We start from the raw sequence: 18,567 nt of genomic DNA on the forward strand, positions 1-18,567 counted from the left end.
CGCCGCCGGGCGCCTCGACCAGCACCCCTGCGGACGCCGCCGCCACTGCCGCGCCCGCCCCGCGGACCGCGCCGGTCGCCAAGACCTCCGCCGGCAAGCCCGACTCCCCGGGGTCAGGGCGCCGCGTGTCCCCCGATGTCCCCCGCACGCAGCCCGTCACCAAGGAACAGGCCGAGCCCACCCGGACCCCGCTGCGCGGCGCGCCGCTGCGCACCGCCCACAACATGGACGCCTCGCTGGCGATGCCCACGGCCACCAGCGTCCGCGACGTGCCGATGAAGCTCGCGATCGACCAGCGACTGATGATCAACGCGCACCTCGCCCGCTCGACCGGAGGCAAAGTGTCCTTCACCCACCTGATCGGCTGGGCGATGGTGCAGGCCCTCAAGGCCACCCCGGAGATGAACAACTCCTACGACGTGGTCGACGGCAAGCCCGTCCTGGTCACCCCCGGCTCGATCAACCTGGGCCTCGCCATCGACATTCGCAAGGCCGACGGAACCCGCCAACTCCTCGTGCCGAACATCAAGAACTGCGAGGACCTGAACTTCGCCCAGTTCTGGGCCGCCTACGAGGCCCTCGTCCGCAAGGCGAGGGACAACGCGCTCACCGTCCCCGACTTCGCCGGCACCACCGCGTCCCTGACCAACCCGGGTGGGCTCGGCACCAACCACTCCGTGCCGCGGCTGATGGCCGGCCAGGGCGTGATCCTCGGCGTCGGCTCGATCGACTACCCGCCCGAGTTCCAGGGAGCGAGCGCGGCCCGGATCACCCAGCTCGGCGTGTCCAAGGTCACCACCCTGACCTCCACCTACGACCACCGGGTGATCCAGGGGGCGCAGTCCGGCGAGTTCCTCCGCCGCATGCACGAACTCCTGATCGGTCAGCACGGCTTCTACGACGGCATCTTCGACGCGCTCCGCGTTCCCTACACGCCGATTCGCTGGGCCAGCGACGTCAGCGACGAGAAGCTCGGCTCCGTCCCTCGCAGCGCCCGGGTGTACTCCCTGATCAACGCCTACCGCAACCTCGGCCACTACATGGCCGACATCGACCCGCTGGAGTTCCGGCAGCGGTCCCATCCAGAGCTCACCCTCGAGTACCACGGCCTCACCCTGTGGGACCTGGACCGCGAATTCCCGGTCGGCAGCTTCGGCGGTCACTCCGGCGAGGTCGCGACCCTGAGGGACATCGTGGCCATGCTGCGTGGCTCCTACTGCCGCTCCGTGGGCGTGGAGTACATGCACATCGCCGACAACGAGCAGCGCACCTGGATCCAGGAGCGGTTCGAGCGGCCCTTCGTCCCGTGGCCGCGGGAGGAGCATCTGCGCATCCTGGACAAGCTGAACGAGGCGGAGATCTTCGAGACCTTCCTGCAGACCAAGTTCGTCGGCCAGAAGCGGTTCTCCCTCGAGGGCGGCGAGTCGACCATCGTCTTCCTCGACGAGCTGTGCGAGCAGGCGGCCGGCGCCGACCTCGCCGAGGCGATCATCGGCATGCCCCACCGCGGCCGCCTCAACGTCCTGGCCAACATCGTCGGCAAGTCCTACGCCCAGATCTTCCGCGAGTTCCAGGGCAACTACGACCCGCGCCTGTCCCAGGGCTCCGGCGACGTGAAGTACCACCTGGGCTCGGAGGGCCAGTTCACGGCCGCCAGCGGGAAGACCATCAAGACCTCGGTGGCCGCCAACCCGTCCCACCTCGAGGCGGTCGACCCGGTCGTGCAGGGCATCGCGCGCGCCAAGATCGACCGGATCGGCAAGGTGCCGGGATGGCCCGTCCTGCCGATCCTCCTGCACGGGGACGCGGCGTTCGCCGGCCAGGGCGTCGTCTACGAGGTCCTGCAGATGAGCCAGCTGCGGGCCTACAAGACCGGCGGCACCATCCACCTGGTCGTGAACAACCAGGTCGGCTTCACCACCGCGCCGATCGAGTCCCGCTCCTCCACCTACTGCACCGACGTCGCCAAGGCCGTGCAGGCGCCGATCCTGCACGTCAACGGCGACGACCCCGAGGCCGTCGCCCGGGTCGCCCAGGTCGCGTTCGACTTCCGCCAGCGGTTCGGCAAGGACGTCGTGGTCGACCTGATCTGCTACCGCCGCCGCGGCCACAACGAGGGCGACGACCCCAGTTTCACCCAGCCGTTGATGTACGACCTGATCGAGCAGAAGCGCAGCGTCCGCAAGCTGTACACCGAAGCCCTGATCGGACGCGGCGACATCTCCACCGAGGACGCCGAACAGGTGATGGCGCGGTTCCGCGAGCGCCTCGAGGCCGTCTTCCGCGAGGTCCGCGAGGCCACCGAGGCCGACGACGACACCTACCGCAAGGCCCCGTACTACCCGGCCAAGCTCGGCAAGGACCGGGGCACCGCGATCACCCCCGACCAGATGGAGGCCGTCGCCAGGGCGCACCTCACCTTCCCGGAGGGCTTCACCGTCCACCCGAAGGTCCTGCCGCAGCTCGAGCGCAGGGCCGAGAGCATCCGGACCGGCCCGATCGACTGGGCGACCGCCGAGCTGCTCGCCTTCGGCTCCCTGCTGATGGAGGGACGTCCGGTCCGCATCGTCGGGCAGGACACCCGCCGCGGCACCTTCAGCCAGCGTTTCGCCGCCGTGATCGACCGGGTCACCAACCGCGCCTACGTCCCGCTCAAGCACCTCACCCCCGACCAGGGCCGGTTCCACGTCTTCGACTCCCTGCTCAGCGAGTACGCGGCGATGGGCTTCGAGTACGGCTACTCGGTCGCCGCCCCCGACGCCCTGGTGCTGTGGGAGGCCCAGTTCGGCGATTTCGCCAACGGCGCCCAGACCATCGCCGACGAGTTCATCGCCGCGGGCAACGCGAAGTGGACGCAGAAATCCGGTGTCGTCCTGCTGCTCCCGCACGGCTACGAGGGCCAGGGTCCCGACCACTCCTCGGCCCGCATCGAACGCTGGCTCACGCTCTGCTCCGAAGGCGCCCTGGCCGTCGCCCAGCCCTCGACCCCGGCCAGCTACTTCCACCTGCTGCGCACCCACGCCTACGTGAACTGGCACCGGCCGGTCGTGATCGCGACACCGAAGTCGATGCTGCGCGCGAAGGTGGCGATGTCGCCACGCTCGGAGTTCCTGGAGGGGCGCTGGCAGCCGGCCATGGGCGACCCGACCGTCACCGACCACGCGGCGGTGCGGCGCATCGTGCTGTGCTCGGGCAAGATCCGCTGGGAGCTCGTCCAGGCCCGCGCGGAGGCCGGGCTCGACGGCCAGGTCGCGATCCTCCCGCTGGAGCGGCTCTACCCGCTGCCCGCGCGGGAGCTGGCCGCGGAGCTGGCGAAGTACCCGCAGGTGAGCGATGTCCGTTGGGTCCAGGACGAGCCGGAGAACCAGGGCGCGTGGTGGTTCCTCCAGTTGCACCTGCCGCAGGCGATCGCGGCCTTCCTGCCCGGCTACGACCTGGCCATGACCGGGATCACCCGGCCGGCGGCGTCCGCGCCTTCGGTCGGTTCGGTGAAGGTGCACCAGGCCCAGGAGATCGACCTGGTCAGCCAGGCCCTGGCGGACTGAGATGTACTTCACCGACCGCGGCATCGAGGAGCTCGCCGACCGCAGGGGCGAGGAGGAGGTCAGCCTCGCCTGGCTGTCCGAGAAACTCAGCCTGTTCGTCGACCTGCATCCCGAGCACGAGAATGCCGTCGAGCGACTGGCCACCTGGCTGGCTCGCCTCGACGACGAGGAGGAATGACGTGCTCACCCACGCAGCCATCGACGCCTTCACCGCGCTCACCGGGTCCGCTCCCGAAGGCGTCTGGGTCGGACCGGGCCGGATCAACCTGATCGGTGAGCACACCGACTACAACGACGGCTACGTGCTGCCGTTCGCCCTGCCCCAGGCCGCCTATGTCGCGGCCTCGACCCGCCCAGACGGCCGCTGGCAGTTCCGCTCGGTCGACCTCGACGAGACCGTGGAACTCGGCCAGGACGAGCTCCTCCCCGGATCCCCCGGATGGCACTCCTACCTCGCCGGCGTCGTGTGGGCGTTGCAGCGGGCCGGCCACCAGGTCGGCGGCGCCGACCTCGTCCTCACCTCCGACGTGCCGCTCGGCGCGGGTCTGTCGTCGTCGGCGGCGATCGAGTGCGCGACGCTCGCCGCGCTGGCCGACCTGAACGGCCTGCAGATCGACCCGGTCGAGCGGGCCAAGCTCGCCAGGGTGGCCGAGAATGCCTACGTCGGTGCGCCCACCGGGTTGCTCGACCAGGCCGCATCGACGTTGTGCACGGCCGAGCATGCGCTCTTCCTCGACTGCCGCACCCTGGCGACCAGTCAGGTTCCCCTCGCGGTGACCGCCGCCGGCCTGGAGATCCTCGTCATCGACACCCGCACCCGGCACAGCCACGTCGACGGCGAGTACGCCGCCCGCCGGGCGAGCTGCGAGAAGGCGGCGGAGATGCTCGGTGTGCCTGCGCTGCGTGACGTCACCGACCTGGACGCCGCACTGGCCCGACTGCCCGAGCTGGAGGGGCGGCGCGTCCGGCACATCGTGACCGAGAACCAGCGGGTGCTGGACGCCATGGATGCCCTCGCCGGCGCCGACTACGCCCGGCTGGGCCGGCTGATGACCGCGTCGCACGCGTCGATGCGCGACGACTACGAGATCACCGAACGGAGCGTCGACCTCGCCGTGGAGAGCGCCCTGGCCGCCGGGGCGCTCGGTGCCCGGATGACCGGTGGCGGGTTCGGCGGCTGTGTGCTCGCGCTCGTCCAGGCCGACCGCGTCGAGGTGACCGCGGACGCCGTGCGGACCGCGTTCGCGGGCGCGGGCTTGGGCGGACCAGTCACCTTCCTCGGTCGCCCGTCGGCGGGGGCGCGCCGGCTCGCCTGACGCCGCCCCGGTGCAGGGCGCGACTCGTCGCGGGCAACGCGGCGGCCACGACGGTCGCGGCCGACACCGCGACCACCAGCCAGGCCCAGGGCGCGTCCGCGGTGAACGTCCAGGCCGTGATCAGGTTCAGCAGCGACAGCGCGAGCACCGGCCCGCGACCGAAGATGCTGAGCCGCCACAGCACCCAGGCTGCGGCCAGCATCAGCGCTCCGTAGCCGACCAGGAAGATCGCGACACCCGAACTGAACCCGCCGTGGCCGGACGCAAGCGATGCGACCGCCAGGACCACCACCGCCAGGCCCACCAGCGCGGTGCCCGCGACGGCCACGAGCACGGCAGCGGGCCGGGTGCGCAGCAAGGACGGCATGCCGGCCAGCGTAGCCGTCCGGACAGTCCTGCTCCGTTCAGCGGATGTGAGCGCGCCACACCACATGTGCAAAATGCCGCCCGACCCTTGTGCTCGCCAGCTAGAGTTGTCACTCTGGACGCCGGGCGTGGTTCTGCCACCGCCCGGTGCCGCGTGCTCAGGGCCGCCGCCATCATGGCCCACCTACTCAAGGAGTGTTGCTTCATGGATTGGCGCCATCGCGCTGCCTGCCTCACCGAGGACCCGGAGCTCTTCTTCCCCATCGGCAACACTGGCCCCGCCCTCATGCAGATCGCTGAGGCCAAGAAGGTCTGCCGCCGCTGCGAGGTGCGTGAGGCGTGCCTGCAGTGGGCGCTGGACGCCGGTCAGGACCACGGGGTCTGGGGTGGTCTCAGCGAGGACGAGCGCCGCGCCATGAAGCGCCGGGCGGCGAGGATGCGCGTCCGGAACGCCTGAGGCCGGATCCTCCGACTCCCCGGACCGCGGCCCTCAGCGGCGCGGGGGCCCTCAGTGACGGCGGGTTCCAGCCGGGTTCCGTGGCCGCTCGGACCCGTCAGATCAGCGGCACCCGCACGGTCGCCGTCGTCGCCCCGCCGTCGGTCGCCAGCCGGAACGTGCCGCCGAGATCGGCCACCAGCGTGCTCACGATCGACAGGCCCAGGCTGGTCGAGCTCGTGATCCGGAAGCCCTCCGGCAGGGGCTCGCCGTGGTTGACCACCTCGACGACCAGCTCGCCGTCCTCCTGGAGCGGACGCACCAGAACCTCGCCGGACTGCTCGCGCAGGCCGTGCTCGACCGCGTTCTGGCACAGCTCGGTGAGCACCAACGAGAGGCTGGTCGCGACGTCGGCGGGCACGTAGCCGAAGGACCCCTCACGGACCATCCGCACCTTGCCACCGGTCGCGGCGACATCGCCCACCATCTTGAGCAGACGGTCCGCCACGTCGTCGAACTTCACAGCGGCGTCGAAGGCCTGGCTGAGGATCTCGTGCACGACCGCGATCGCCGCGACCCGCTTCATGGCGTCGTTCAAGGCGCCCTTGGCCTCGACCGACGAGATCCTCCGGGCCTGGAGGCGGAGCAGTGCCGCCACCGTCTGGAGATTGTTCTTCACCCGGTGGTGGATCTCCCGGATGGTCGCATCCTTGGTGACCAGCTGGCGCTCCCGGGAGCGGAGTTCGGTCGTGTCCCTGCACATCACCAGCAGCCCGTCCGGGCCGTCCTCCGCGGTCAGTGGCAGGACGCGCAGTCGGACATTGGCCGTCCCCGTCTCCAGGTCGAGCTCGGACGACCCGCGCCCGGCCAGGCTCGCGGCGAGCGGGCGCTCCACCGGCATTCGTTCCTGCAGGAGCGAGCGGGTGATCGCGACGAAGTCCTCACCGTACAGGTCCATGGTGAGGCCGAGCCGCCGGTAGGCGCTCAGTGCGTTCGGGCTGGCGTAGGCGATCACGCCCGAGCGGCCCACCCGCATCATGCCGTCCCCCACGCGCGGTGAGACCCACGGCACCCTGCGGTCGCCACCGAGCGGGAACTCGTGCCGGTGCACCATCCCCGCGATCACCTGGGCGGCCTCCAGGTAGGCGTCCTCGAGCGCACCCGGCGCGCGAACGCCCATCTGGTTGGTGTGCATCTCCACGACGGCCAGGACACGCTCACCGCACAGGACCGGGATCGCCTGGACGTCCACCGGGATGCCCGCGTGCAGCTTGTTGCCGCTGGTCTGGGAGATCACCTGGGACAGGTACGCCTCGGTGACCAGGTGCTCGGGATCGTAGGCGATCTCCTCCCCCACCACGTCGTCCTCCAGCGAGGTCGGGCCGGTGGTGGGACGCACCTGCGCGCACGCCCAGAACACGTTGTCGTCGACGTCGGGGACCCACAGGATGAGGTCGGCGAAGGCGAGGTCGGCAAGGAGGGACCATTCGTCCACGAGCTGGGTGAGCCACTCCAGGTCCTCGTCGTCGAGGACGCAGTGCTGCCTGATCACCTGCTCCATCGTCTGCATGCCTGCCACCCTACTGAGTTCGGTTGGACCGCTCTTCCCGCGGCTGGCAGAATGGGTCCCCGCGCGTCGTCCGGCGTGCCGACGAGACGAACGAGGAGACCACGATGGGTAAGGGTGGCCGTAAGCGCCGTTCCCGCAGGAAGAGCGCTGCCAACCACGGCAAGCGCCCGAACGCCTGAGGATCGCCGCGGTAGAACGCACCAGGACCCCCGCCGCTCGGCGGGGGTCCTGTGCTGTCCGGGGTTCACCTGTGCGGCCAGGCCACGCATCAGCCCGGGTGCTTCTCAGTCGGTGGTCTCGGTGACGACCACCGTGCGCGACCAGGTGGCGCGGACCCGCAGGCGGAGCGACTCCGGGGCCTTCTCCTCGCGGCAGCACGTGCGGATCAGCAGGCGCAGCGCGTCCTCGACCTGGTAGTGGTCCAGGCACGGCTCGCAGGCCAGCAGGTGCTGGCGAATCGCGTCCGCCTCCGATTCGGTGAGCTCCTTGTCGTGGAACTCGTAGAGATGTTTCAGGACCGCCGTGCAGTCGTCGAAATCATGCGTCATGGTCGGCACCGATCAGTCCGTGCTCGCGGGCGAAGTCCGCCAGCAGCGCGCGCAACTGGTTGCGTCCCCGGTTCAGCCGGGACATCACGGTCCCGATCGGGGTGCCCATGATCTCGGCGATCTCCTTGTAGGAGAAGCCCTCCACGTCGGCGAGGTAGACAGCCAGCCGGAAGTCTGGGGCGAGCGCGTTCATCGCGTCCGTCACCGCCGAGTGCGGCATCCGGTCGAGCGCTTCCATCTCGGCCGAGCGCAGGCCCGTCGAGGTGTGCGCCTCGGCGCGGGCGAGCTGCCAGTCCTCCACCTCGCCACCGGAGGTCTGCGGCTGGCGCTGCTTCTTGCGGTAGTTGTTGATGAAGGTGTTGGTCAGGATCCGGTACAGCCACGCCTTCAGGTTCGTGCCGGGAGTGAACTGGTGGAAGGACGCGTACGCCTTGGCGAACGTCTCCTGCACCAGGTCCTCGGCGTCGGTGGGATTGCGGGTCATCCGCAGCGCGGCACCGTAGAGCTGGTCGAGGTAGGCCAACGCCTCGGATTCGAAGCGCTCGGTGCGCTCCGCGTCCGTCTCGGTGGTCACGCCGGAGCCGGCATCGTCGGGGACAGTAGGGAGGTTCATCACGAACGAGCCTAGCGGGTGCGCGTCCCGGTCCACCGTGGCGGTGGGCCCGGTCGACGCCGCAGGCTCGAGGGTTGCGATCACGTCGCACTCAACGACCGCCGGCCGATCGCTTATTCCGGCCACCGCGCGCCGGCCGCCGGACCGGGAACGTCCCTCCTCGCTCCGTCCGAGGGCGATGGCTCGTTGCCACCGCGCGGCGTGGACCGAGTCAGGAACCGTCCCCCATCCGGTCCGGACCGAGTCAGGAACCGTCCCCCATCCGGTCCGGACCGAGTCAGGAACCGTCCCCCATCCGGTCCGGGCCGGTTCCGGGGAGCGGCTCGATCAGCGCGGGACCGTCGTTCGCCACCTTGTTCACCGCCGTCGAGACCGCGTGGTAGGTCAGCTCCGGGGCCGGAACGCTGAGCAGCCCGAGCGGGTCTGCGGCGAAATCCGGGTCGAGCCAGGCGTCCCAGTTGTCGCGGAGCACCGCCATCGGCATCCGGTCGTGGAGGTGCCCGACGTCGTCGGTCGCCGAGGTCGTGATCACCGTTGCCGTCGTCAGCCAGCCGCCGTCCGGGGCCTTCCAGAACTCGTAGAGTCCCGCCATCACGAACAGCCCTCCTCCGGCGGGCCGGATGAAGTACGGCTGCTTGGCCGCCTTTCCGCCGGCGTCGGTGACCGGGTACCACTCGTAGTAGCCGTCGGCGGGTAGCAGGCACCGCCGGGAGGCGAACGCCTTGCGGAAGGCGGGCTTCTCGGCCACGGTCTCGACCCGCGCGTTGACCAGCCGCGCCGCGCCCGAGGCGTCCCTGGACCAGGACGGCACGAGCCCCCACCGCACCGGGACCAGCAGCCGGCGCGTCCCCTCCGGGCGAGGGCGCTCCAGGACGGCGATGATCGGGTCGGTGGGCGCGATGTTGTAGTCGGGCCCGGGTAGCGGCCCCGCGACCTCGTCGATCTCGAAGTACTCCTCGAGATCCTCCCCGGCCATCGACAGTGCATAGCGTCCGCACATGGTGGCGACCCTACGCCGCTCCGGTGCCGGGACGCGCTTGGCAGCAGGGGGGGTTCGGGGTAGGAATAGGACATGAGTCTTCTGCGGTTCGTCGCCCGCTCCATGTTGGCCAGCTACTTCGTGATCAACGGGGTCAAGGCGATCCGCCATCCGGAGGACCTGGTGGAGTCCGCCCAGCCCGTGGCCGACACCGTCCTGCCCCTGGTGAGCTACGCGGTGCCCGAGGCCGCCCGCGGCTACCTCCCCGAGGACACCGCGGGGTTCGTCCGCTGGACCGGCGTCCTGCAGGTCGCCGGTGGCCTCGGGCTGGCCACCGGCCTGGGCCGGCGCCTGGGCGCGGGCGTGCTGGCGCTCACGATGGTGCCGCACGTGCTGGCGTCCAACCCGCTCAGGGCGAAGGGCGCCGAGCGGACGGTCGCGCAGGCACGGCTGACCAAGAACGTCGCACTGCTCGGCGGCGTGCTGCTCGCCGCGCAGGACACCGAGGGCAGGCCCAACCTGGCCTGGAAGGTGCGCGCCCAGAAGCAACTCGTGGCCAAGGAGGCGGCCAAGCGCAAGGCGGAGCTCCAGCGGGACGCCCAGGCCTCCGCCGTCGACGCCGGTCGCCGTGCCCGCCGGTCGGCCCGCAAGGTCCGCAAGACCGTGGCGGACGTTCTTTCTTGATCCCCTGGACGGCCCCCGTCGCAACGGCGCCGGTGCGTGGCCACCTGGCCGTTCCGGGTTCCAAGTCGGCGAGTGCCCGCAGTCTCGTGCTGGCCGCCCTCGCCGCCGGACCATCGGTCCTCACCGGCGTGCTGGACTCCCGTGACACCGCCCTGATGCGGGCAGGCCTGACCGCCCTCGGCACCGGTTTCGCCGAACGGCCCGACGGCGGGATCGCGGTGACCCCCGCCGCTGCCCTCCACGGCGGTGGCACGGTCGACGTCGGACTGGCCGGGACGGTGCTGCGCTTCCTGCCGCCGGTCGCGGTCCTCGCCGCGGAGCCCACCCGCTTCGTCGGTGACCAGGCCGCTGCAGCCCGTCCGGTCGCCGGGCTGCTGGACGCGCTGGCCGCCCTCGGCGCCACCGTCAGCGAACCGCGCGCGCTGCCGTTCTCGGTCGCCGGCGGGACGTCCGTCCGCGGTGGTGCGGTCGCCGTGGACGCCAGCGCCACCAGCCAGTTCGTCTCGGCACTGCTGCTCGCCGGCGCGCGCTTCGCCGACGGCGTCACCGTGGCCCACGTGGGCGCGTCGTTGCCCTCGGTGCCCCACATCGAGATGACCTGCACGCTGCTGCGCCGGCGCGGTGTCGTCGTCGAGCGGCCGGCCGCGCACACCTGGCGGGTCCTGCCCGGCCCGATCGCGCCCCTGGACGAGGTCGTGGAGCCGGACCTGACGAACGCGGCCACCCTGCTCGCCGCGGCGATGGTCACCGGTGGTGAACTCACCACGGCCTGGCCGCAGGTCTCGGTGCAGGCCGCGGACGAGCTGCTGGAGGTGCTGGCCGCCTTCGGGGCCCGCGTCGTCTACAGGGACGGCGCGGCCGGACGCATGGTCACCGTGTCGGCGCCGGGTGGCGTCCACGGAGCGGACGTGGACCTCCATGACGTCAGCGAGCTCACCCCGGCCGCCGCAGCCCTGGCCGCGGTGGCCGAAGGGCCGAGCCGGCTGCGCGGGGTCGCGCACATCCGGGGCCACGAGACCGATCGCCTCGCCGCGCTCGCGTCCGGGCTGTCCGGACTGGGCCCGCAGGTCGCCGAACTCGCCGACGGGCTCGAGATCGTGCCACGTCCGCGCCACGGCGGCCCTTTCGCCACCCACGCCGACCACCGCCTGGCCCACGCCGCAGCACTCGTCGGCCTGGTCACCCCCGGCGTCGAACTCGACGACGTCGGGTGCACGACCAAGACCCTGCCGGACTTCCCCGGGCTGTGGACGGGCCTGCTCGCCGGTGACGCCGCGTGAGGGGCGCCAGGTGAGCAGGCAGGCGAGAGACGCGATCACCGACGACCCGCACGCCGGCTACGACCGGCCGAGCCGCCGGTCCCGCCCGCGCACGAAGGACCGGCCCGCCTACGAGGACGCGATCGTCGCCACGGTGGTGACGGTCGATCGCGGCCGCTACCGCTGCCTCGTCCCCTCCGAGGGCGGGGACGAGGCGATCGTGACCGCGGTCAAGGCACGGACGCTCGGCCGCAAGGGGGTGATCGTGGGCGACCGCGTCCGGATCGTCGGCAACACGACCGGCGATGAGGGCACCCTTGCCCGCATCGTCGGGGTCGAGGAGCGCGACACCGTACTACGTCGTACTGCCGATGACGATGATCCTTTCGAGCGTCCGATCGTCGCCAACGCCGACCAACTCGTCATCGTCGCGGCGCTCGCCGACCCCCCGCCCCGGGTCGGCATGATCGACCGGATCCTGGTCGCCGCCTACGACGCGGGACTCGAGCCCCTCCTGGTGCTCACGAAGGCCGACCTGGCCGACCCGGACGGCCTGATGGCGACCTACCAGCCGCTCGGACTGCGCGTCGTGGCCGTCGAGCCGGGCAGCGACCTCACCCCGTTGCGCGAGGCGCTCGCCGGGCACCGCAGCGTGCTGGTCGGGCATTCGGGGGTCGGCAAGTCGACCCTGGTCAACGCGCTGATCCCCGGAGTGGACCGGCAGGTGGGCGAGGTCAACGAGGTGACCGGGCGCGGCCGGCACACCTCCACCTCTGCCGTGGCGCTGCAGCTGCCCGACGGGGACGGCTGGGTCATCGACACCCCCGGGGTGCGCTCGTTCGGGCTCAGCCACGTGACCCCTGACTCGATCATCTCCGCGTTCGGCGACCTGGCCGAGATCGTCGAGGACTGCCCCCGCGGCTGCCGCCACGACTCCTCGGCCCCGGAGTGCGCTCTCGACGCGGCCGTCGCGGACGGGCGGCTCGCCCCCGAACGCCTGGAGTCCTTCCGCCGCATGGAGAAGGCGTTCCACTGAACCTCGGAGCCGCCGACGCGTCCGACGCGTTGATCCTCGAGGTTCATGCCTCATCACTGGCGAAGAGTCCTCATCCCCGAGCCGCTGGCGCGTCTGCGGATGTTCGTCCTCTATGGTGACAACCATGCCCGACCAAGCCCTGCTGGACGACCTCAGACTGGCTCACGTGCTCGCCGACCAGGCCGACGCCCTCACGATGGCCCGCTTCAAGGCGTCCGACCTGCGCGTCGACTCCAAGCCCGATCTGACGCCGGTCAGCGACGCCGACACGGCCGTGGAGGACGCCATCCGCACCATGCTCTCGCGGACCCGTCCCCGGGACGCGGTGCACGGCGAGGAGCGGGCGGACTCGGGCTGGGGCCCGCGGCGCTGGGTGATCGACCCGATCGACGGTACCGCGAACTACGTCCGTGGCGTACCGGTCTGGGCCACCCTGATCGGCCTGATGGTCGGTGACCAGGTGGTGGCCGGCGTGGTCTCGGCGCCCGCGATCTCGCGCCGCTGGTGGGCGCACACCGGCGGGGGCGCGTTCACCGGCCGCACCCTGCTGAAGGGCCAGCCGATCCGGGTGTCCGCCGTCAACGACATCGAGGACGCCTTCCTCTCCTACTCCTCGCTCGACGGCTGGGTGGAGTCGGGACGCGGCCGGCAGTTCGGCGATCTGATGCGGGGTTGCTGGCGGACCAGGGCGTTCGGCGATTTCTGGAGCTACATGCTCCTCGCCGAGGGTGCGGTCGACCTGGCCGCCGAGCCGGAGCTGGCGCTGCACGACATGGCAGCCCTCGCCGTGATCGTCACCGAGGCGGGCGGGCGGTTCACCAACCTCGACGGAAGCGATGGCCCGCACGGCCCTGGCGCGATCGCGACCAACGGCGTCCTCCACGACGAGGTCGTGAGCCGGCTCGCCACCGACGCCTGACCGACCCGCGGCGGACCCCTTGGTCAGTCCTCCCCGGGTCGGCCCCCGTCCGGGCGGGAATGCCGCTCGGCCCCGCCGGTGCGGATCCGCGGCACTGCCTCCAGCAGCGATCTCGTGTAGGCGCTGTGCGGATCCCCGTACACCTCCGCCGTGGCGCCCGCCTCCACGATCCGGCCCTGTCGCATCACCACCAGCTGGTCGCAGAGGTGCCGGACCACCATCAGGTCGTGGCTGACCACCACGAGGGTGAGCCCCTGCGCCGCCACGAGATCGGTGAGCAGGTTCATCACCTGCGCGCGAACGGACACGTCGAGCGCCGACACCGGCTCGTCGGCGATCAGGACCTCCGGTTTCGGCGCCAGCGCCCGGGCGATCGCGATCCGCTGCCGCTGTCCGCCGGAGAACTCGTGGGGGTAGTGCCTGCCGGCGTCCGCGGGCAGGTCGACCGCCTCCAGCAGCTCGGCCAGCCGCTGGGTGTGGTCGACATCGGCGGGAAGCTGCCGGCGGACCAGGCGCGAGCGCAGCGGCTCGGTGATGATGTCGGCCACCTTCATGCGAGGGTTCAGCGATGACCGCGGGTCCTGGAACACCATCTGGACCGACGCCCGCACCATCCCCAGCCGCCGCTCGGGCAGCGCCGTGATGTCGATACCCTCGAACCACACCGTCCCCGACGTGGCCCGGTCGAGTCCGGCCAGCAGCCGGACCAGGGTGGACTTGCCCGACCCGGACTCGCCCACGATCCCGAGCCGGTGGCCGCGATCGAGCGTGAGGTCGACGGCGTCCAGCGCCCGCACCTGTCTGCGACCGGCACGGTACACGCGGGTGAGCGCCTCGGCCCGGTACAGCTCGCCGGGCTCAGTCACGACCGGCCTCCGCGGCGAAGTCCTCCACCGTGGGAAGGCGCGTCCCCGGCGCGACCCGGTCGAGCTGAGCGGTGGCCACCAGCCCTCGGGTGTAGGGATGCTCGGGCGCGGTGAACAACCTGCCCACACTCCCCGACTCGACGATCCGGCCCTGGAGCATCACCAGGACGTGGTCGCACACCTGCGAGACGACGGCGAGGTCGTGGCTGATGAACAGGCATGCCGCCCCGCTGGCGTCCAGGACCTCGTCCAGCTTGGCGAGGACGCGCGCCTGGACGGTCACGTCGAGCGCGGTGGTGGGCTCGTCGCAGATCACCAGCCCGGGCGAGTTGATCAGGGCCATGGCCAGGACGGCGCGCTGTCGCTGGCCGCCGGAGAGCTGGTGCGGGAACGCGTCCGCCACCCGATCGGGATCGGCCAGACCGACCTCGTCGAGCATGGCGACCACCCGCTCACGCGCCCGCCCGGCCTCCGCGCCCTGGTGCAGCCGCAGCACCTCCGCCACCTGCCGCCCGACCCGCATGGTGGGGTCGAGCGCGGTCATCGGCTCCTGGAACACCATCGACACCGCGTCGCCACGCAGCCGGGAGAGGCTCCGTTCGTCGAGGCCGACCAGCTCGGTGCCGTCGAGGACGACCGAGCCGCTCAGGTGGGCGGTCTCCGGGAGCAGGCCCATCACGGCGAGAGCCGTCACGGTCTTGCCGGACCCGGACTCCCCGATCACCCCGAGGCGCTCCCCCGGCTGGAGCGTGAAACCGACGCCGCGGACGGCCTCGGCCCTGCGCCGGCCGAAGCTGACCTTCAGGTCACGCACCTCGAGCAAGGTCACTGGACCTCCTTGAGTCGTGGGTCGAGGTAGTCGCGCAGGCCGTCGCCGAGCAGGTTGAAACCGAGCACGGCGAGCGCGATCGCCAGGCCCGGCCACAGCGCCTGCAGCGGCGCGACGAACAGGAACTGCTGGGCGTCGCGCAGCATATTCCCCCAGGTCGGGGTGGGACGCGGCGTCGCCAGGCCGAGGTAGGACAGCGCCGCCTCGGCGAGGATCGCCATCGCGAAGCCGACCGAGGCCTGGACGCCGACGAGCGGCGCGATGTTCGGCAGCACGTGGCGCCGGGCGATCCCCCACCTCGAGGTGCCCGACGCGCGTGCGGCGAGGACGAAGTCGGCGGCCATCACCTGCAGCGTGGCCGCCCTCGCCACCCGGGCGAACGCAGGAATCGTCGCCACGCCGATCGCGATCATGGCCGTGAGGGTGGACGCACCGAAGACCGCGGCCAGCAGGATCGCGAGCAGCAGCGCAGGGAAGGCGTACACGACGTCGCCGACGCGCATCACGACCTCGTCGACCCAGCCGCCGGCCTGGCCGGCCAGCATGCCGAGGGGAACCCCGACCACGGCGGAGAGCCCGACCGAGATGATCCCGACCGTCAGTACTGTCCGGGCTCCCACCATCAGACGGCTGGCGATGTCGATACCGAAGCCGTCCGTGCCCAGGACGTGTGGCCAGCCGGGGGCCTGGAGGCGCTGGCCCGCGACGACCCGGATCGGGTCGAACGGCGTCCAGAACAGTGAGACCACAGCGGTCACGACGACGAGGGCGACCAGGACGATGCCGATCACCAGCTGGGCGCGCTTCACCGGGACGGCCCCTCGGGCGTCGTCCCTCTCCCGCCCTGGCGGGGGTCGATCAGCAGGTAGGAGAAGTCCACCAGCGCGCTGATCGCCAGCACGGCGAGGACGAGGAACATCACGGTGCCCTGCACGACGACCAGATCCCGCCGGTCGACGGAGGTGAGCAGGAGCGACCCGAGCCCCGGCAGCGTGAACACCGACTCCACGACGATCGCGCCCACCAGCACCGAGGACAGCTGCAGGCCGATCACGGTGACCAGCGAGATGGCCGCGTTGCGCAGGCCGTGCCGCAGCAGGGCGCGCATCGGCGTCCACCCGATCGATCGCGCGGTGCGGTAGTAGTCCTCCTCCAGCACCTCGAGGAAGGCGGAGCGGACGTAGCGGATCAGGACGGCGGCCTGGACGGCGGCGAGCGTGACCACGGGGAGGACCAGGTGGGAGGCCCACTGCGCGGGGTTCTTCAGCAGTGGCACGTAACCGTTGGCCGGCAGCCAGTGCAGCCAGACCGCGAACACCAGCACCAGCAGGATGCCGCCCCAGAACACCGGGATCGCCATCCCGAGCTGGGCGGCCGCGCTGATCGTGAACCCCGGCCATGAGCGCCGCTTCAGCGCGGCCACCATGCCCGCGGGAAGGGCGATCAGGAGCGAGCCGAGCAGTCCGAGCAGGACGAGCCAGAGGGTGACGGCGATCCGGGGGGCGAGCAGGGAGAGCACCGACAGTCCGGTGAGGTGGGAGTGCCCGAAGTCCCCGGTGAGGATGCCGCCGATCCAGCTGAGGTACTGGAAGGGCAGCGGACGGTCCAGTCCGAGCTGGGCTCGGAGCTGGGCCAGCGCCTCGGGCGTGGCGTCCGTGCCGAGGAGCACCTGGGCCACGTCGCCGGGAAGGGCGTGGGTGACCAGGAAGATCAGGACCGATGCCCCGAACAGGCTGACCACGAACACCGCCAGCCGTTTGGCGACCTGGGCCGCGAGGGTCACGGCTGGCCGCCTACCGGCTGGTGATCGTGGTGAGGTCGAAACTGAGGGTGACGGCGTTCTGGGGAATGCCGCTGATCGTGGCCTTCGTGATCACCAGGTTCGGCAGCGCGAAGAGCCAGACGGCCGCGCACTGGTCGGCGAGGTAACGGGCGGCGGTCTTCATCTCCGAGACCGCCTGGTCCTCGGTGGGGGCCTCGATGGCCGCGTTGTAGAGCGAGGCGAACTTCGCGTCCCCGTAGTGCCAGTAGTAGGTCGCATCGGCGAACTTGCCGAGGTCGCGGGCCTCGACGTGGGCGACGATCGTCATGTCGTAGTCGCCCTTGGTGAACACCTCCTGGTACCACCGGGCGAAATCGAGCTCCTCGACGCTCACCTTCACCCCGAGGTCACGCAGCGCACTCTGGACGAACTGGGCGGACTTCACCGCGTACGGCACCGAGGGGACGCGCAGGCGGAGGGAGAGCTCGCCGTCGCCGTAGCCGGCCTCCTTCAGCAGGGCCTTCGCCTTGGTCGGGTCGTAGGGGTACAGCCCGGAGAGGTCCTCGTACCACGGGTCGGTGGGCACCGTCATCGTCCCGATCAGGGTGCCCTGGCCCGCCCAGGCCGTGTCCACGAGGTCCTTGCGGTTGATCGCCATGGTCAGCGCCTGCCGGACCTGCAGCTTGGCGAGCGCCTTGTTGTCGTGGTTCAGGCCCAGCACGACCTCGCCGTTGGTGGTTCCCGAGATCGTCGTGTACTGGCTGGCGTCGGAGAACTGCGACAGCGCGTCGGGCGCCTGGAGGTTGGAGATGATGTCGAGGTCGCCGCTCAGCATCGCGGCGTTCTCGGCGTTGGGATCGGTGAAGTAGCGGAAGGTGACCTGGTCGAACCTGGCCTGGTTGCCCCAGTAGTTGGCGTTCCTGGCCAGGACGACGCTGTCGCCCTGCACGTGGGTCTGGACCGCATAGGGACCGGAGCCGGCGCTGGTCGTGCTCAGATCGCCGGTCTGGCTCGGGTCGAGAATCATCCCCAGTGTCGAGGACATGTCGTAGAGCCACATGATCGAAGGGTGGCTGAGCGTGATCTGCACCTGGTGGTCGTCGGTGGCGCTCGCGCCCGCCACCACGGCGAGTTGTGCCTTCAGGGTGGCGGTGAGCTGGGTGTCGCTCTTCAGCCTGTCGATGTTGGCCACGACCGCCGCCGCGTCCACCGGCGCTCCGGAGGCGAACTTCGCCGCCGGGTTGAGGTGGAAGGTGTAGGTGAGCCGGTCGGGACTGACCTCCCATGCCTGGGCGAGCAGCGGCTTCACGTCGCCGGTGGAGTCGACCTTCACCAGCGTCTCGTAGACGTTGTAGAGGAGCACCTGTGGGATGGACGCGCTCGTGTCGTGCCACGGGTCCATGGACGCGGGCTCGAGCGTTGCGCCGATCGACAGGGTGCGTTCCGGCTCGCTGCTGCCGGTGGAGGAGTTCCCCCCGGCCGGGGTACAGGCGGCGAGGACGAGAACCAGCGCGATGCCGATCAGCGCGGCAAGGCTCCTGGTCGAACGAGAGTGCGAACGCCGGGACTTCGCGGCGGCGTAGGTCATCTGCCCTCCACAGGTCTGTCCCCCGCGACGCGAGGAAGCGCCGAAAGTCTAGCCCAGCCATGGTGCGGACCCGGGACGCCACGACCCGCCGGAACTCTCGCGTCCAGAGCCCCTCACCAGCCCGGATTTGGGGATCCGGCGAAGCTCACCTAAGCTGGGTCGTGTCGACGCGGGGTGGAGCAGCTCGGTAGCTCGCTGGGCTCATAACCCAGAGGTCATAGGTTCAAATCCTATCCCCGCTACGAGTGTGA

At 71.0% G+C, this 18,567-nt stretch carries 19 protein-coding genes and 1 tRNA gene; 10 read left to right on the top strand and 10 right to left on the bottom strand.

Annotated elements, in window-relative coordinates:
- From QM633_RS08995 to galK, 3 genes are all read left to right on the top strand, one after another.
- Positions 1-3,545: multifunctional oxoglutarate decarboxylase/oxoglutarate dehydrogenase thiamine pyrophosphate-binding subunit/dihydrolipoyllysine-residue succinyltransferase subunit (locus tag QM633_RS08995; protein WP_415153415.1), on the top strand; the 3,545-nt coding region annotated here is incomplete at its 5' end.
- Between the two features lies 1 nt (position 3,546).
- On the top strand, positions 3,547-3,723 hold the full coding sequence (locus QM633_RS09000) for a DUF6104 family protein (protein WP_415153416.1): 177 nt from the start codon (positions 3,547-3,549) through the stop codon (positions 3,721-3,723).
- A 1-nt stretch (position 3,724) separates the two neighbouring features.
- Positions 3,725-4,861, top strand: coding sequence for a galactokinase (gene galK / locus QM633_RS09005; RefSeq protein ID WP_415153417.1), 1,137 nt, complete (start codon positions 3,725-3,727; stop codon positions 4,859-4,861).
- Here the strand turns inward: galK and QM633_RS09010 are convergent.
- Entirely contained in the window at positions 4,815-5,228 is a 414-nt protein-coding gene (locus tag QM633_RS09010) for a hypothetical protein (protein ID WP_415153418.1), read from the bottom strand. The genes galK and QM633_RS09010 overlap by 47 nt on opposite strands.
- Positions 5,229-5,432: 204 nt before the next feature.
- Here QM633_RS09010 and QM633_RS09015 point away from each other — a divergent pair, with 204 nt between their 5' ends.
- Positions 5,433-5,684, top strand: a complete 252-nt coding sequence (locus tag QM633_RS09015) for a WhiB family transcriptional regulator (RefSeq protein ID WP_415153419.1) — start codon at positions 5,433-5,435, stop codon at positions 5,682-5,684.
- Between the two features lie 97 nt (positions 5,685-5,781).
- Here the strand turns inward: QM633_RS09015 and QM633_RS09020 are convergent, their stop codons facing one another.
- Entirely contained in the window at positions 5,782-7,233 is a 1,452-nt protein-coding gene (locus tag QM633_RS09020) for a sensor histidine kinase (RefSeq protein ID WP_415153420.1), read from the bottom strand.
- Between the two features lie 104 nt (positions 7,234-7,337).
- Between QM633_RS09020 and QM633_RS09025 the strand changes: the two genes are divergently transcribed.
- Positions 7,338-7,412 (top strand): 50S ribosomal protein bL37, encoded by a 75-nt coding sequence (locus QM633_RS09025; RefSeq protein ID WP_377108721.1) that lies wholly within the window; start codon positions 7,338-7,340, stop codon positions 7,410-7,412.
- A gap of 105 nt (positions 7,413-7,517) precedes the next feature.
- Here the strand turns inward: QM633_RS09025 and rsrA are convergent, their stop codons facing one another.
- The 3 genes from rsrA to QM633_RS09040 form a co-directional block, all read right to left on the bottom strand.
- Entirely contained in the window at positions 7,518-7,781 is a 264-nt protein-coding gene (gene rsrA / locus QM633_RS09030) for a mycothiol system anti-sigma-R factor (protein ID WP_415153421.1), read from the bottom strand.
- Entirely contained in the window at positions 7,771-8,394 is a 624-nt protein-coding gene (locus tag QM633_RS09035) for a sigma-70 family RNA polymerase sigma factor (protein WP_415153422.1), read from the bottom strand. Before QM633_RS09035 ends, rsrA begins: the two co-directional genes overlap by 11 nt.
- Before the next feature lie 277 nt (positions 8,395-8,671).
- Positions 8,672-9,394, bottom strand: coding sequence for an SOS response-associated peptidase (locus QM633_RS09040; RefSeq protein WP_415153423.1), 723 nt, complete (start codon positions 9,392-9,394; stop codon positions 8,672-8,674).
- Positions 9,395-9,466: 72 nt separating this feature from the next.
- Between QM633_RS09040 and QM633_RS09045 the strand changes: the two genes are divergently transcribed.
- The 4 genes from QM633_RS09045 (at position 9,467) to QM633_RS09060 (ending at position 13,271) form a co-directional block, all read left to right on the top strand.
- A complete protein-coding gene (locus QM633_RS09045; RefSeq protein WP_415153424.1) occupies positions 9,467-10,057 on the top strand; it encodes a DoxX family membrane protein in 591 nt (196 codons plus the stop codon).
- The gene (gene aroA / locus QM633_RS09050) at positions 10,054-11,337 is read left to right on the top strand and encodes a 3-phosphoshikimate 1-carboxyvinyltransferase (RefSeq protein WP_415153425.1); all 1,284 of its coding nucleotides are present in this window, start codon (positions 10,054-10,056) and stop codon (positions 11,335-11,337) included. The genes QM633_RS09045 and aroA overlap by 4 nt, the downstream gene beginning before the upstream one ends.
- Before the next feature lie 10 nt (positions 11,338-11,347).
- Positions 11,348-12,352, top strand: coding sequence for a ribosome small subunit-dependent GTPase A (rsgA, locus tag QM633_RS09055; RefSeq protein ID WP_415153426.1), 1,005 nt, complete (start codon positions 11,348-11,350; stop codon positions 12,350-12,352).
- Between the two features lie 124 nt (positions 12,353-12,476).
- Positions 12,477-13,271 carry an inositol monophosphatase family protein gene (locus tag QM633_RS09060; protein WP_415153427.1) on the top strand — a complete coding sequence of 265 codons (795 nt, stop codon included), beginning with the start codon at positions 12,477-12,479 and terminating at the stop codon, positions 13,269-13,271.
- Between the two features lie 23 nt (positions 13,272-13,294).
- Here the strand turns inward: QM633_RS09060 and QM633_RS09065 are convergent, their stop codons facing one another.
- From QM633_RS09065 to QM633_RS09085, 5 genes are read right to left on the bottom strand one after another with little or no spacing between them, the layout of a single operon-like run.
- Complete coding sequence (locus tag QM633_RS09065) at positions 13,295-14,137, bottom strand: ABC transporter ATP-binding protein (RefSeq protein ID WP_415153428.1); 843 nt, start codon at positions 14,135-14,137, stop codon at positions 13,295-13,297.
- A complete protein-coding gene (locus QM633_RS09070; RefSeq protein WP_415153429.1) occupies positions 14,130-14,966 on the bottom strand; it encodes an ABC transporter ATP-binding protein in 837 nt (278 codons plus the stop codon). Before QM633_RS09070 ends, QM633_RS09065 begins: the two co-directional genes overlap by 8 nt.
- On the bottom strand, positions 14,963-15,775 hold the full coding sequence (locus QM633_RS09075; protein WP_415153430.1) for an ABC transporter permease: 813 nt from the start codon (positions 15,773-15,775) through the stop codon (positions 14,963-14,965). Before QM633_RS09075 ends, QM633_RS09070 begins: the two co-directional genes overlap by 4 nt.
- Positions 15,772-16,749, bottom strand: coding sequence for an ABC transporter permease (locus QM633_RS09080; protein WP_415153431.1), 978 nt, complete (start codon positions 16,747-16,749; stop codon positions 15,772-15,774). Before QM633_RS09080 ends, QM633_RS09075 begins: the two co-directional genes overlap by 4 nt.
- Before the next feature lie 10 nt (positions 16,750-16,759).
- The gene (locus tag QM633_RS09085) at positions 16,760-18,316 is read right to left on the bottom strand and encodes an ABC transporter substrate-binding protein (RefSeq protein WP_415153432.1); all 1,557 of its coding nucleotides are present in this window, start codon (positions 18,314-18,316) and stop codon (positions 16,760-16,762) included.
- Positions 18,317-18,484: 168 nt separating this feature from the next.
- On the opposite strand from QM633_RS09085, the gene QM633_RS09090 reads away from it, so the two are divergent.
- Positions 18,485-18,558, top strand: a tRNA-Met gene (locus tag QM633_RS09090).
- The last annotated feature ends 9 nt before the right edge of the window (positions 18,559-18,567 follow it).

The organism is Propionicimonas sp. (assembly GCF_047606205.1).
In the GTDB taxonomy this organism is placed as follows: Bacteria; Actinomycetota; Actinomycetes; order Propionibacteriales; family Propionibacteriaceae; genus Propionicimonas.